This is a genomic window from Geodermatophilus bullaregiensis (assembly GCF_016907675.1).
GTDB classification, from domain to species: domain Bacteria; phylum Actinomycetota; class Actinomycetes; order Mycobacteriales; family Geodermatophilaceae; genus Geodermatophilus; species Geodermatophilus bullaregiensis.
In genome coordinates this window covers 4389472-4402082 of sequence record NZ_JAFBCJ010000001.1, presented here as the reverse complement: position 1 = coordinate 4402082, position 12611 = coordinate 4389472, and the positions used below count along the sequence as shown (strand labels likewise).

15 protein-coding genes are annotated in these 12611 nt (G+C 75.7%); 8 read left to right on the top strand and 7 right to left on the bottom strand.

Annotated elements, in window-relative coordinates; genetic code table 11:
* Positions 1-19: 19 nt before the first annotated feature.
* The 4 genes from JOD57_RS21140 to JOD57_RS21125 form a co-directional block, all read right to left on the bottom strand.
* Positions 20-1435, bottom strand: a complete 1416-nt coding sequence (locus JOD57_RS21140) for an ethanolamine ammonia-lyase subunit EutB (RefSeq protein WP_204693817.1) — start codon at positions 1433-1435, stop codon at positions 20-22.
* Positions 1432-2898: an ethanolamine permease gene (gene eat, locus JOD57_RS21135; RefSeq protein WP_307824833.1), complete on the bottom strand. Its 1467-nt coding sequence runs from the start codon at positions 2896-2898 to the stop codon at positions 1432-1434. The genes JOD57_RS21140 and eat overlap by 4 nt, the downstream gene beginning before the upstream one ends.
* A 110-nt stretch (positions 2899-3008) precedes the next feature.
* A complete protein-coding gene (locus JOD57_RS21130; RefSeq protein ID WP_204693816.1) occupies positions 3009-3890 on the bottom strand; it encodes an SDR family NAD(P)-dependent oxidoreductase in 882 nt (293 codons plus the stop codon).
* Between the two features lie 82 nt (positions 3891-3972).
* Positions 3973-4371 (bottom strand): hypothetical protein, encoded by a 399-nt coding sequence (locus JOD57_RS21125; protein WP_204693815.1) that lies wholly within the window; start codon positions 4369-4371, stop codon positions 3973-3975.
* Positions 4372-4525: 154 nt separating this feature from the next.
* Between JOD57_RS21125 and JOD57_RS21120 the strand changes: the two genes are divergently transcribed.
* The 4 genes from JOD57_RS21120 to JOD57_RS21105 all read left to right on the top strand — a co-directional run bounded on the left by JOD57_RS21120 (position 4526) and on the right by JOD57_RS21105 (position 6694).
* Positions 4526-5152 carry a hypothetical protein gene (locus JOD57_RS21120; protein ID WP_204693814.1) on the top strand — a complete coding sequence of 209 codons (627 nt, stop codon included), beginning with the start codon at positions 4526-4528 and terminating at the stop codon, positions 5150-5152.
* 83 nt (positions 5153-5235) lie between these two features.
* On the top strand, positions 5236-5505 hold the full coding sequence (locus tag JOD57_RS21115) for a DUF2277 domain-containing protein (RefSeq protein ID WP_204693813.1): 270 nt from the start codon (positions 5236-5238) through the stop codon (positions 5503-5505).
* Between the two features lie 101 nt (positions 5506-5606).
* The gene (locus JOD57_RS21110; protein ID WP_204693812.1) at positions 5607-6152 is read left to right on the top strand and encodes a hypothetical protein; all 546 of its coding nucleotides are present in this window, start codon (positions 5607-5609) and stop codon (positions 6150-6152) included.
* A 44-nt stretch (positions 6153-6196) separates the two neighbouring features.
* Positions 6197-6694, top strand: a complete 498-nt coding sequence (locus JOD57_RS21105; protein ID WP_204693811.1) for a PGPGW domain-containing protein — start codon at positions 6197-6199, stop codon at positions 6692-6694.
* 56 nt (positions 6695-6750) lie between these two features.
* On the opposite strand, the gene map is transcribed toward JOD57_RS21105, so the two are convergent.
* Positions 6751-7533 (bottom strand): type I methionyl aminopeptidase, encoded by a 783-nt coding sequence (map, locus tag JOD57_RS21100; protein ID WP_307824832.1) that lies wholly within the window; start codon positions 7531-7533, stop codon positions 6751-6753.
* Positions 7534-7574: 41 nt separating this feature from the next.
* Entirely contained in the window at positions 7575-7847 is a 273-nt protein-coding gene (locus JOD57_RS21095) for a hypothetical protein (RefSeq protein WP_204693810.1), read from the bottom strand.
* 138 nt (positions 7848-7985) lie between these two features.
* Here JOD57_RS21095 and JOD57_RS21090 point away from each other — a divergent pair, with 138 nt between their 5' ends.
* On the top strand, positions 7986-8558 hold the full coding sequence (locus JOD57_RS21090; protein ID WP_204693809.1) for a DUF6328 family protein: 573 nt from the start codon (positions 7986-7988) through the stop codon (positions 8556-8558).
* Positions 8559-8677: 119 nt separating this feature from the next.
* On the opposite strand, the gene JOD57_RS21085 is transcribed toward JOD57_RS21090, so the two are convergent.
* The gene (locus JOD57_RS21085) at positions 8678-9142 is read right to left on the bottom strand and encodes a very short patch repair endonuclease (protein WP_204693808.1); all 465 of its coding nucleotides are present in this window, start codon (positions 9140-9142) and stop codon (positions 8678-8680) included.
* 56 nt (positions 9143-9198) lie between these two features.
* Here JOD57_RS21085 and JOD57_RS21080 point away from each other — a divergent pair, with 56 nt between their 5' ends.
* The 3 genes from JOD57_RS21080 (at position 9199) to JOD57_RS21070 (ending at position 12610) form a co-directional block, all read left to right on the top strand.
* A complete protein-coding gene (locus tag JOD57_RS21080) occupies positions 9199-10635 on the top strand; it encodes a glycosyltransferase family protein (RefSeq protein ID WP_204693807.1) in 1437 nt (478 codons plus the stop codon).
* Positions 10636-10733: 98 nt separating this feature from the next.
* Positions 10734-11765 carry an ATP-binding cassette domain-containing protein gene (locus JOD57_RS21075; protein WP_307824831.1) on the top strand — a complete coding sequence of 344 codons (1032 nt, stop codon included), beginning with the start codon at positions 10734-10736 and terminating at the stop codon, positions 11763-11765.
* Positions 11762-12610, top strand: a complete 849-nt coding sequence (locus tag JOD57_RS21070) for an ABC transporter permease (RefSeq protein ID WP_204693806.1) — start codon at positions 11762-11764, stop codon at positions 12608-12610. Before JOD57_RS21075 ends, JOD57_RS21070 begins: the two co-directional genes overlap by 4 nt.
* The last annotated feature ends 1 nt before the right edge of the window (position 12611 follow it).

Here is a 12611-nt window from a genome sequence, read left to right as displayed (position 1 = left end):
CGTGACCTCGCGAGCTCGGTCACGCCGAGGCCGCCGCGAGGAGGGCCCGCGCGGCGGGCGCGTCGGCGGTGAGCTCGCGGACCCGGCCGGCGTCGTCGAGCAGGTCCATCCGCGCCAGCCACGCCTCGAACTCCGGCGCCGGCCGCAGCCCCAGCACCGAGCGGGTGGTCAGCACGTCGGAGAAGGCCAGCGACTGGTAGTGCAGCATCACGTCGTCCATCCCGGGGACGGCGATGAGGAAGGTGACCCCCGCCGCGCCGAGCAGCAGCATGAGGGAGTCCATGTCGTCCTCGTCGACCTCGGCGTGGTTCGTGTAGCAGACGTCCACGCCCATCGGCAGGCCGAGCAGCTTGCCGCAGAAGTGGTCCTCGAGCCCGGCCCGCAGCACCTGCTTGCCGTCGTAGAGGTACTCCGGGCCGATGAACCCGACGACGGTGTTGACCAGCAGCGGCTCGAAGTGCCGGGCGACGGCGTAGGCGCGGGCCTCCAGCGTCTGCTGGTCCACCGGCCGCCCGCCGATGCCCCGGTGCGCGTCGGCCGACAGCGCCGAGCCCTGCCCGGTCTCGAAGTAGGTGACGTTCGACCCGACCGTGCCCCGGCCCAGCGCCAGCGCCCCGGCGCGGGCCTCGGCCAGCAGGTCGAGGGTGACGCCGAAGCCGCGGTTGCCCGGCTGGGTGCCGGCCACCGACTGGAACACCAGGTCGACCGGCGCCCCCTGCTCCAGCGCCCGCAGCGTCGTGGTCACGTGCGCGAGCACGCAGGACTGCGTCGGGATGCCGTACCTCGTGATCACCTCGTCGACCAGCTGCAGCAGCGCGACCGTGCGGGCCGGGGAGTCGGTGGCCGGGTTGATCCCGATGACGGCGTCCCCGCAGCCCTGCAGCAGCCCGTCGACGATGGACGCCGTCACGCCCAGCGGGTCGTCGGTCGGGTGGTTGGGCTGCAGCCGCGAGGCGAGGCGGCCGGGCAGGCCGAGGGTGCTGCGCAGCCCGGTGACCACCCGGGTGCGCCGGCCGACGGCGACCAGGTCGGCGTTGCGCATCAGCTTCGACGTCGCGGCGGCCATCTCCGGGGTCAGCCCGGGCGCCAGCGCGCCGATGGCGTCCTCGTCGCCGGCGGCGGCCCAGGCCAGCAGCCGGTCGCGGAACTCCCCGACCGTCAGCGACGCGACCGGCGCGAAGGCGGCCGGGTCGTGGGTGTCGAGGACCAGCCGGGTGACGTCGTCCTCGTCGTAGCCGACCACCTGCTCGTCGAGGAAGGTGGCCAGCGGCAGGTCGGCGAGCACCGTCTGCGCGGCCACCCGCTCGGCCGCGGACTCCGCGGCGCACCCGGCGAGGACGTCGCCGGAGCGCAGCGGGGTGGCCTTGGCCATGAGCTCGACCAGGGTCGGGAACTCGTACGTGCGCCCGGCGACGGTGCCCCGCCGCGCGGTCATCGCACGTCCTCCTCGGCGTCGGCCAGCAGCTCGAACTCCTCCTCCGGCGCCGAGGCCACCAGGTGGTGGCGGCTGTAGAGGGCGAAGTACGCGAGGAAGGCTGCATAGGCGGCGAGCGTCCAGAGCGCCGCGGTGACGTCGACGAGGAAGGTGGCCACGACCGCGGCGGCGGCGAGCACGAGCGCGACGCCGGTGGTCGCCGTCCCGCCCGGGGTCCGGTACGGGCGCGGCAGGTCCGGCTCCCGACGGCGCAGCACGATGTGGCTGACCATCATCAGCACGTAGGACACCGTCGCCCCGAAGACGGCCATGTTGAGCAGCACCGCGCCCTGGCCGGTCAGCGAGAGGACGAACCCGATGGCGCCGGGGACCAGCAGCGCCAGCACCGGCGCCTTGCGGCCGTTGGTGACCGACAGGGCGCGCGGCAGGTAGCCGGCGCGGGAGAGCGCGAAGGTCTGCCGCGAGTAGGCGTAGATGATCGAGAAGAAGCTGGCGACCAGGCCGAAGAGGCCGGCGTAGTTGACCACCCGGGTCAGCGCCTCGGGAGCGCCGGAGCCGGCGAGGGCGTCGACCGGCGGGTTGCCCGACCCCGCGACCGCCGCCGAGCCCGCGGCGCCCGGGGTGAACACCAGCATGAGGACGGCGAGGACGACGAGCACGCCCATCGCCGCGACGATCCCCCGCGGCATCGAGCGGGCCGGGTCGCGGGCCTCCTCGGCGGCCAGCGGCACGCTCTCCACGGCGAGGAAGAACCAGATCGCGAACGGGAACGCCGCCCAGATGCCGATGATCCCGTAGGGCAGGAACGACGAGGCGCCGGCGGCGTCGGTGGGCGCGATGTCGAGCAGGTTGCCGGCGTCGAACCGCGGGACGGCGCCGACCAGGAAGACCACCAGCCCGGCGAGCGCGACCACGGTGACGGCGAACATCGCCTTGAGCGCCTCGCCGACGCCGAGCAGGTGGATGCCGATGAACAGCCCGTAGGCCGCCAGGTAGACCCACCAGCCGTCGGTGATGCCGAACAGCCCCAGGGACTCGACGTAGGCGCCGATGAAGGTGGCGATCGCGGCCGGCGCGATGGCGTACTCGATGAGCACCGCGACGCCGGTGGCGTACCCGCCCCACGGGCCCAGCGCGCGCCGGGCGAAGGTGTAGCCCCCGCCGGCGGTCGGCAGCGCGGAGCCGAGCTCGGCCAGGCCGAACACCATCGCGGTGTACATGACCGCCATGAGCACGGTGGCGATCAGCAGCCCGCCGAACCCGCCCTCGGCCAGGCCGAAGTTCCACCCGGCGTAGTCACCGGAGATGACCGCCGAGACGCCGAGGCCGGCCAGCAGCAGCCAGCCTGCCGTCCCGGAGCGCAGTTGCCGGCGGTGCAGGTAGCCCTCGTCGACCCGCTCGGCCTCCACGCCCGCGTGTCCGGCGCGGGGCGGGGTCGGGCGGGCGGTGGGATCGGCGGTCACGGGCGCCTCCGCGGTCGGCCCGCCGACGGCGGGGAGGGCCAGCCTCGTCCCGCGTCCGGGCCCAGGTCAACGGCCCGCGCCCGGCGCGACGCACCGTGTCCACCCCGGTCTCAGGGGATGCCGTGCCACCGCCCCGCGGTCGCGTTGCCGGCCGGGTTGGACTCGAGGACGTTGCCCGGCGTGGGCACCGTCCGGTCGTCGTCCGCGAGGGCGAACACGCGCAGCAGCGGCCCCACGAGGGCGTCGTAGACCGCGGGGAGGAGCCGGAAGCCGAGGATGACCACCGGGTTGGCGAAGCCGGACTGGATCAGCCGCCGCGGCCGGTCCAGCCGCGCGACCACCGAGCGGGCCACCCGCTCCGGGGAGTAGATCGGGACGGGCGGGCGGCCCTTGAGACCGATGTAGCTGCCCGCCTGCGAGTAGATCGGTGTGTTGACCCCACCCGGGGCCACCGCGGAGACGTGGATGCCGGGGACGTCGCGGGTCTCCTGCTGCAGCGTCCGGACGAGGCCGAGCTGGCCCCACTTGGCGGCGTTGTAGCTGCCCATGAACGGCGTGGTCACCGACGCCAGCAGCGAGCTGACGACCACGAGGTGGCCGGCGCCCTGGCGGCGGAACACCGGCAGCACGGTGCGCACGAGGTTGGCCGTGCCGTGCAGCGCGGTGTCGACCACCCGCTCGAAGACGGCCTTGGGCACGTCCTCGATCCGCCCGTAGGCGATCACCTGCGCGGAGTGGACGACGACGTCGAGCGAGCCGAACCGGCGGACGGCGCCGTCGACGGCGGTGCCCAACGCGTCCTCGTCGAGGACGTCGGCCGGGCAGACGACGACGTCGCCGGCGCCCTTGGCGCGGGCCTCGGTCGCAGTGTCCTCCAGCGCCTGGCGGCCGCGGGCGAGCAGCACGAGGTGGTCGCCGCGCTCGGCGAACAGGTGCGCGGTGGCCCGGCCTATGCCGCTGGAGGCCCCGGTGATCAGCACGGTCTGCGGCATGCGGCGTCGTCTCCTCGGTGGTGGTTCGGGATGGCCGGGGACGCCGTCGCGGGCACCGCCCGGGCTCGGCGGACACCCCCGCCTACCCCGATCCGTTGCCCGCCATGCGATCGAGGACGTCCAGCAGCCGGCCGGGGCCGGTGACCGCCGTCCCCCCGGGCAGGCGGGCGCGCAGTCCCCGGTCGGCGGTGACCACCAGCACGCGGCGGCCCGCGGCGGCGAGGTCGGCGGCCGTGGCGGCCAGGGCGTCGTCGCCGCTGCCGGGCGCGCGCACCAGCGAGACGCCGTCCGGCTCCGGCACGTCCCGCGCCGCTCCCTCGACGACGGCCACCACCTCCTCGACCGACCACTCCTCCAGCCGCTGCCCGGGCAGGGCGGCCAGCCGCAGCAGCAGCCGGGTGGTGGCGGCGGCGCGGTCGCGCCACCAGCCGTCGGGACGGGAACCGACCACGTTGGCGGCGTCCACGAGCAGGACCGTCATCGCACCTCCCGCGCACTCCCCGGACGGGGGAACCGGCCCGCGTTCCCGTTCACGGCCGGCCGCACCGGGTAGCCGACCTGCGGCGACGCGCCGAGACCACCGGCGCGGGACCCGGCCGGGCACCCACCTCCCGGCCCGACGACGAGGAGGTCCGATGGCGAGCAACGACCGTACCCACCACGACCACGACGCGACGGTCACCACCGAGGGTGCGCACGCCACCCGCGGCGCGGCCCGGGACGCCGTCGCGGCGCAGCACGCCCGCTTCGGCGGGATCAAGTGGGGCGCGGCCTTCTTCGGCTGGCTGTCGGCCAACGGGCTCGCCGTCCTCCTGGTGGCGCTGCTGTCGGCGGCCGGTGTGGGCCTCGGCCTGGCGCAGGGGCTCGACAGCGTCGACGAGGCCACCGACCAGGCCGCCGGCATCGGTCTGGCCGGTGCGATCGGCCTGCTCGTCGTGTTCTTCCTCGCCTACCTCGCCGGCGGCTACGTCGCCGGACGGATGGCCCGCTTCGACGGCGCCCGTCAGGGGCTGGCCGTGTGGCTGATCGGCCTGCTGGTCGTCGTGCTGCTGGCGCTGGCCGGCACCGCGCTCGGGGCCGAGTACAACGTGCTGCAGCAGCTCGACCTGCCGCGCATCCCGATCGACGAGGGCACCGCGACGACGGCCGGCGTCCTCACGCTGGCGGCCATCCTGGTGGCGACGCTGCTCGGTGCCGTCCTCGGCGGCACGCTCGGCACCCGCTACCACCGCCGGGTGGACCGCGCCGGCTACGGCGTCTGACGTCGCAGCCGTGGGCCCGGTCCAGGCCGGCCCACGGCTGCGGTGTGTCCGGAGCGTCCCCGGCCGGTTCTACGCTGCGCGGCATGTGCCGCAACATCCGCCCGCTGTCGAACTTCGCGCCGCCGGCCACCGACGACGAGATCACGGCCGCGGCGCTGCAGTACGTGCGCAAGATCAGCGGGTCGGCGAAGCCGGCGCAGGTCAACGCCGAGGCCTTCGACCGGGCCGTCGCCGAGGTGGCCGCGGCCTCGGCCCGGCTGCTCGACGCGCTGGTCACGACCGCGCCGCCCAAGGACCGCGCCGTCGAGGCCGACAAGGCCCGCGCCCGCGCCGCGGTCCGCTACGCCCGCTGACCCGCTGCGCACGACCGGGGTGCACACCCCGGGCATGGGCTCCGACTGAGCGGGTAGGTGCCGGGCTGATCGCGACCGCCCGACGCCCCTGGAGGACACCCATGGCCCGCAACACCCTGTCCCGCGCCCTGCACGACCTCGGTCTCTCCGCCTGGTTCGGCGGCACGCTGGCCAACGCCGTCGCCCTCAACGCCGCCGCCGGCGAGGCCGGCAAGGACACCGGCAAGGTGGCCAACGCCGGCTGGAACCGCTGGACCCCGGTCAACGCCGTCGCCATCGGCGCCCACCTGGTGGGCAGCGTCGGCCAGCTGATCGGCAACCGCGGCCGCCTGGCCAACCAGGAGGGCGTCGCGAGCATGTCCGCCGTCAAGACCCTGGTCACGGCCGCCGCCCTGGGCGCCACCGCCTACAGCCGCTCGCTGGGTGTCATCGTCAACGGCGGTGGCGGCGGAGCCGGCAACCCCTCGGCGCGCTCGGGCACCAAGCCGACCAAGCGCACCAAGGCCGAGATCGCCGCCGCCCAGGAGCAGCTCGACGCGCTGCAGTGGATCATCCCGGCCCTCACCGGCACGCTCGTGGCCATCAGCTCCTACGCCGGCGAGCAGCAGCGCGCCAGCGAGGTCATCAAGGGCGTCTCGCGCAGCTGACCTCCCACCCGCACACAGCAGCCCGAGCACGTCCAGGGAGACCCATGACCCGCACCGTCACCGTCACCGGCACCGGCACCGGCAACAGAGTCGCCGGTGAGCACTCCGCCGGAGGCAGGGGCGCGACCCGCTGTCCCGACTGCACCGACGGCCTCGGCAAGCCGCGGCCGGTGAAGCCGGGGTCGTGGCGGGACCGCGTCCGGCAGAAGCCGGCGCTGGCGGTGGCCTACCGGGTCGCGGTCTTCGTGGTGGGGCTGCTGTTCGTGCTGCTCGGGCTGGCGCTGACGGTGCTGCCCGGCCCGCTCACCATCCCGCCGGTCCTGGCCGGCCTGTGGGTGTGGTCGACCGAGTTCGAGTGGGCGCGCCGCATCTTCGCCGCCTTCCGCCGGAAGGCGGTCGACGCGTGGCGGCACGCCAGGCAGCACCCGGTCAGCTCGGCGGCCGTCACGATCGGCGGGCTCGCGGCCGCCGCCTTCGTGTTCTGGGCGGTCGGCCACTGGGACCTCGTCGACCGGGGCAAGGAGCTGGTCGGCCTCGGCTGACCCAGGCGCCCTCCGCCGGCCGCCGTCCGCACCCGCGGGCGGCGGCCGGCGCACGTTCAGGGGCCGGTGAGGACGACGGGCCCGTCGTCGGTGACCGCCACGGTGTGCTCGACGTGCGCGGCGCGGCGGCCGTCGGCGGTGACCACCGCCCAGCCGTCCTTCTTGTGCTTGTAGCACGCCGCGCCGGCCAGCAGCATCGGCTCGATGGCCAGCGTGCTGCCGGCGTGCAGCCGCACGCGGTCCAGCCCCGCCGTCGGCCGGTTGGGCACGAACGGCGGCTCGTGCATCGACCGGCCGATGCCGTGCCCGCCGTGGTCGGGCAGGTGCGCGTAGCCGTACCCGCGGGCGACGGCGTCGACGGCCTGCGCGACGTCGAGCAGCGTCGCACCCGGCACCGCCGCGGCGATCCCGGCGGCCAGCGCCTCCTCCGTGGCGGTCACCAGCCGGGCGTCGTCCGCCGTCGTACCGGAGCCCACCGGCACGGTGAACGCGGCGTCACCGTGCCAGCCGTCGACGACGGCGCCGCAGTCGACGCTGAGCAGGTCGCCGTCGCGCAGCCGGCGCCCGCTGGGCCGGCCGTGCACGACCACCTCGTTGGGCGACAGGCACAGCGCCCCGTTGTAGGCGGTGGGCGCCCACGCCGGCTTGTAGCCGAGGAACGACGACGTCGCCCCGGCCTCCCGGATCGTGGTCTGCGCGAGGTCGTCGAGGTCGCGCAGCCGGGCGCCGGGGACGGCGGCGGCGCGCACCGCGGCCAGCGTCTGCGCCACGACTCGGCCGGCGGCGCGCATGGCGTCCAGTTCGTCGGCGGTGCGGCGCGGCAGCACGGTCAGGTCCACCCCCCGACGGTACGGCGGCCTCCCCCGCGCGCCGTCCCGGCTCAGGCGCGGCCGACGTCGCCCGGGTCCGGCGGCCGGAACGGGGTGTCCGGCAGCTCGACCTCACCGGGCGTCCGCTCGGGCTCCCCGGGGTGCCGGGGCTCCCCCGGACGCGGCGGCTCCTCCGGAGGCGGCGGCTCCTCGGGGCGGTCGGGCTCCTCGCCGGCCACACCGAACCCCTCGGCGGGCGGCGGCGCACCCGCTCCGGGATCGGCCGCGGCGATCTCGTCGTCGGGACGGTGGCCGTGCGGCGTCATCGGTTCCCAGGTGGACATGGACCCTCCCTACCCACTCCCGGAGGACACCGGTGGCCGGGAGGTGACACGGGGGTTGCGGCGGGGCACACGCCCGGGTGACGGACGGGGTCGCGGGGACCCACGGGGGCGGTGCCGGGAGCGAGGGAGGACCGAGACATGGCCACCACGGGATCGGGACAGCGGGCACGGCGCGGCACGCGGCCGGGTCCCGCACCGGCACCGCGCGACGGCGCCGCCGCAGACCGCCGGGACGACGCCCGCGACGGCGCCGACGGCCGCGACGAGACGCACGCCGAGCGCATCGACCGGGAGCTGATGGAGCTGCTCAACGAGCTGCGGGTCGCACTGCCGGGCGTGCAGTTCCTCTTCGCCTTCCTGCTGATCGTGCCGTTCCAGCAGGCCACGTCCCGCGCGACGGACTTCCAGCGTGACGTCTACTTCGTGACGCTGATCGCCGCCGTGGTGGCCACCGCCCTGCTCATCGCGCCGGCCGCGCAGCACCGGGCGCTGTTCCGCCAGCACGACAAGGAGGACCTGCTGCGGCGGAGCAACCGCAACGCCTTCCTCGGGCTGGTGGTGCTGGCGGTGGCGATCGTCTCGGCGGTGGTGCTGGTGGTCGACTTCGTGTTCGCGCTGCCGCAGGCGCTGGTCACCGGCGGTGTGGTGGCGGCGCTGCTCGGCTGGCTGTGGATCGGCAGCCCGGCGGTGCAGCGCGCCCGCAACCGCTGACCGCGGTGTGCGCGTTGGTTGCCAGGTGGGAGGCGTGACCTGCAGCAAACTGCGCCTACGGCGCATCCCGGTCTCCAGAACGAGCCCTCAGCGCACATCACCGCCGGCGTCGGACGGGGTCAGCGGTCCGGCGGGGACGGCGCCGGCCGGCCGAGAGCGGCGCAGATCGCGTCGGCGACGTCGTCCGGGTCCTCGTGCTCCCAGAAGCGCAGCACCCGCCAGCCCAGCCCGGTGAGGACGGCGTCGGCGCGGCGGTCGCGGGCGGTGTTGGCCGCCAGCTTCGCCGCCCACCACGCCCGGTTCGCGCGCGGCAGGTGCCCGCACGACGGGCAGCCGTGCCAGAAGCAGCCATCGAGGAAGACCACCAGCCGCCGGCCCTTCCACACCAGATCGCCGCGCGCCCGCGTCTCGCGGCACGGCCGCACGTCGACCCGGAAGCGGACGCCGCGCGCGTGCAGCCGGCGGCGCACCGCCAGCTCGTGCGCGGTGTCCCGCCGTCCCTGCCGGCGGAAGCGGACCCGCACGACCTCCGACGACGGCGGCGGCGCGGGCCCCGGGCCGGCACACGGGTCCACGACCCACATGCTGCGCCACCGCACCGACGGTGCGCGCGGGTGAGGGTCGCCTACCCTCACCTCCCGTGACGACGACGGCGACGGCGACCCGGACGGCGGACGCACCGGCAGCCGCGGCGCCCCGCTGGACGCGCGTCGAGCTGCTCCCGCCACTGGTGCTCGCCGTCCTCGGCGCGGTCCTGCTGGCCCCCGGCCACGGCCTGTGGTTCGACGAGCTGTTCACCGCCGAGGTCGGCCGCCGTCCGCTCCCCGAGATCCTGCGCGCGATCGTCACCGGGGAGGGGGTGACGAGCTACCTGGCCGACGTCCCGCCGTCCTACAACGCGCCCTACTACCTGGTCGTGCACGCGTGGACGTCAGTGCCCGGCCTGGACGGCGACACCTCGCTGCGCGTGCTCTCCGTGCTGGCCACCGCCGGCGGGCTGGCCCTCGTCACGCGTGCGCTGACCCGGCTGGCGGGGCGGGCGACCGGCGTGCTGGCCGGCCTGGTCCTGGCGACGGCGCCGCTGCTGCTCGAGCAGGCGGTCGAGGCGCGCAGCTACGGGCTGGCGGTCCTGGCCACCGGCGGCGCGCTGCTCGGGCTGGTCCGCTGGCTGCAGGAGCCGCCGCGCGGGCTGGTGCTCTTCGGTCTGGCCGGCGCCGGGATGGGGCTGGCGCACTGGTACGCGGTCACCGTCCTGGCCGCGTTCGTCGTCGCGGCGCTGCTGCTGCGCCACCGGGCCGCCGTCCGCGTCGCGGTCACCGGTGTCCTGGCCGTGCTGCCGGTGGTCGCGCTGATCGGCGTCAACCTGCTCAACGGCACCGGCGCGCGCAACGCCGAGCACCTGCGCGACACCGGCGGCACGCTCGCCGACCTCGCCGTCGAGGCCTGGGCCGGCGGCCGGACCCCGCTGCTGTACCTGACCGTCGGGCTGGCGGTGGTCGGCGCGCTGCGCGGTGCCGGGGTGCGGGTGGTCGGGACCTGCTGGGTGCTGGTCCCGCTGCTGCTCCTCGTCGCCGGTGAGCTGGTCCGCCCGCTCTACCACCCCCGCTACCTCATGGTCGGGCTGCTCGGGCTCGGTGTCCTGGCCGCGGCGGGGGCGACGGCACTCCCCCGCGGCGCCCGCGCACCGGTCGCCGCCGCGCTGGTCGGGCTGTCGCTGCTGGCGAGCTCCCCGCTGGCCGTGCGCGAGCCGCGGGAGCGCTCCGACGAGCTGGTGCGGCTGCTGGCCCGCGTGCAGCAGGCCGGCGAGCCGGTCGTCGCCGCCGACCAGCGCGCGGCCCTCGGCCTCGACCACCACACCCGCACGCTGGCCCCGCGGTTGCGGCCCGACGTCGTCCTGCCACCCGACGACGCCCCGTCCGGCGCCGACCGGGTCTGGCTGGTCCGGCGGCTGGTCGACGGCGAGCCGGTGCCCACCGACGACGACGCCGTCCTCGCCGGCGCCGGCCTCTCCCTCGCCGACGACTCCGCCTTCCCCGGGACGAAGACCGACCTGGTGCTGCAGCTCTGGACCCGCTGACCGGGAGCCGCCGGCGATGAGTTCCCCCGCGCCGCCCGGTCGGGACTGTCGGATCCGGGTGGCACGGTGCCTCCCGACCGACCCCGGAGGTGAGGCACGTGACGGCCGACATCGGCGACGCGGTCGCGGCGGGCAGGGACGAGCGGGAGCCCGGTGACACGGCGGCCCTGGCCATCGAGACCGAGGGCCTGGTCAAGCACTTCGGCAGCACGCGCGCCGTCGACGGGGTGGACCTGCGCATCCCGGTCGGTGGCGTGCACGGCTTCCTCGGTCCCAACGGCGCGGGGAAGACGACGACCATCCGCGTGCTGGCCACGCTGCTGCGCCCCGACGGCGGGACGGCGCGGGTCTTCGGCCACGACGTCGTCACCGAGGCCGACGCGGTGCGCGCCCGGGTGAGCCTGACCGGGCAGTTCGCCTCCCTCGACGAGGACCTCAGCGGCGCGGAGAACCTGCTGCTGCTGGCCCGGCTGCTCGGCTACTCCCGGGCCGCCGCGCGCCAGCGCACCGACCAGCTGCTGTCCGCGTTCGGCCTCACCGAGGCGGCCGGCAAACAGGTGAAGCAGTACTCCGGCGGCATGCGGCGGCGGATCGACATCGCCGCGAGCATCGTCGTCCGCCCGGACCTGATCTTCCTCGACGAGCCGACGACCGGCCTGGACCCGCGCAGCCGCAACCAGGTGTGGGACGTCGTCCGGGCGCTGGTCCGCGGCGGGACGACGGTCCTGCTGACCACCCAGTACCTCGACGAGGCCGACCAGCTCGCCGACCGCATCTCCGTCATCGACGCCGGCCGGGTCATCGCCGAGGGCACCCCGAGCCGGCTCAAGGCGTCGGTGGGCGCGGGCAGCCTGCACGTGCGGGTGCTCGACCCGGCGCGGCGCGGGGAGGCCCGCCGCCTGCTCGAGCAGGTGCTGGGCGTGCCGGTGGCCGAGGACGGCGACCCCGCCGCGCTCACCGCCCGCGTCCCCGACGGCGCCCCGACGGCCCGCGCGCTCACCGCGCTGGAGGACGCCGGCCTCCCCCTGGCCCAGTTCGCGCTGGGCCAGCCCAGCCTCGACGAGGTCTTCCTCGCCCTGACCGGCCGACCCGCCGACTCCCGCACCCCTGATCCGGAGGACCTCCGATGACCACTGTCGACTCCGCCCCGGCCGCCCTGGCGGCACCCGACACCGCGGCGGTGCTCGTGGCCCTCGGCTCCGGGGAGCGACCCCGGCCGCAGGGCCCGCTGGCGGCCTCGGCGACGTTCGGCTGGCGCACCCTGCTGCGGATCAAGCACGTCCCGGAGCAGCTGTTCGACGTCACCGTCTTCCCGGTGATGCTCACGCTGATCTTCTCCTACCTCTTCGGCGGCGCGCTGGCCGGTTCCGTCGAGGCCTACGTGCAGTTCTTCCTGCCGGGGATCCTCGTGCAGAGCATCCTCATGATCACGATGTACACCGGCGTCGCCCTGAACACCGACATCGAGAAGGGCGTCTTCGACCGCATCCGGTCCCTGCCGGTGTGGCGGCCGAGCGCGCTGGTGGGGGCGCTGCTGGGCGACGTCGTCCGGTTCGTCCTGGCCTCGGCGGTGGTGCTGTGCCTCGGCCTGGTGCTGGGCTTCCGGCCCGGCGGCGGGCTGCCCGGCGTGCTGGCCGCCGTCGGCCTGCTGCTGGTCTTCGCCTTCGCGCTGGGCTGGATCTGGACCTACCTGGCGCTGCGGCTGCGCACGCCCCAGGCGGTGATGGGCTGGAGCATGATGGTCCTGATGCCGCTGACGTTCGGCAGCAACATCTTCGTCGACCCCGCCACGATGCCGGGCTGGCTGCAGGCCGTCGTCGAGGTCAACCCGGTCAGCTCCCTGGTCACCGCGGTGCGCGGGCTGGTGCACGGCGAGGCGGCCGGCTCGGAGATCCTGCTGGTGCTGGGATGGGCGGCCGCGCTGGTCGCCGTCCTCGGGCCGCTGACCATGCGGCGGTACGGCAACCGCGCCTGAG

Excerpts from the sequence above, each read along its gene's own strand:
- JOD57_RS21130 (WP_204693816.1), bottom strand. The coding sequence starts at position 3,890 with ATGCCGCAGACCGTGCTGATCACCGGGGCCTCCAGCGGCATAGGCCGG.
- JOD57_RS21090 (WP_204693809.1), top strand. The coding sequence starts at position 7,986 with ATGGCCACCACGGGATCGGGACAGCGGGCACGGCGCGGCACGCGGCCG.
- JOD57_RS21110 (WP_204693812.1), top strand. The coding sequence starts at position 5,607 with ATGGCCCGCAACACCCTGTCCCGCGCCCTGCACGACCTCGGTCTCTCC.
- JOD57_RS21125 (WP_204693815.1), bottom strand. The coding sequence starts at position 4,371 with ATGACGGTCCTGCTCGTGGACGCCGCCAACGTGGTCGGTTCCCGTCCC.
- JOD57_RS21105 (WP_204693811.1), top strand. The coding sequence starts at position 6,197 with ATGACCCGCACCGTCACCGTCACCGGCACCGGCACCGGCAACAGAGTC.
- JOD57_RS21070 (WP_204693806.1), top strand. The coding sequence starts at position 11,762 with ATGACCACTGTCGACTCCGCCCCGGCCGCCCTGGCGGCACCCGACACC.
- JOD57_RS21120 (WP_204693814.1), top strand. The coding sequence starts at position 4,526 with ATGGCGAGCAACGACCGTACCCACCACGACCACGACGCGACGGTCACC.
- JOD57_RS21140 (WP_204693817.1), bottom strand. The coding sequence starts at position 1,435 with ATGACCGCGCGGCGGGGCACCGTCGCCGGGCGCACGTACGAGTTCCCG.
- JOD57_RS21095 (WP_204693810.1), bottom strand. The coding sequence starts at position 7,847 with ATGTCCACCTGGGAACCGATGACGCCGCACGGCCACCGTCCCGACGAC.
- JOD57_RS21085 (WP_204693808.1), bottom strand. The coding sequence starts at position 9,142 with ATGTGGGTCGTGGACCCGTGTGCCGGCCCGGGGCCCGCGCCGCCGCCG.
- JOD57_RS21115 (WP_204693813.1), top strand. The coding sequence starts at position 5,236 with ATGTGCCGCAACATCCGCCCGCTGTCGAACTTCGCGCCGCCGGCCACC.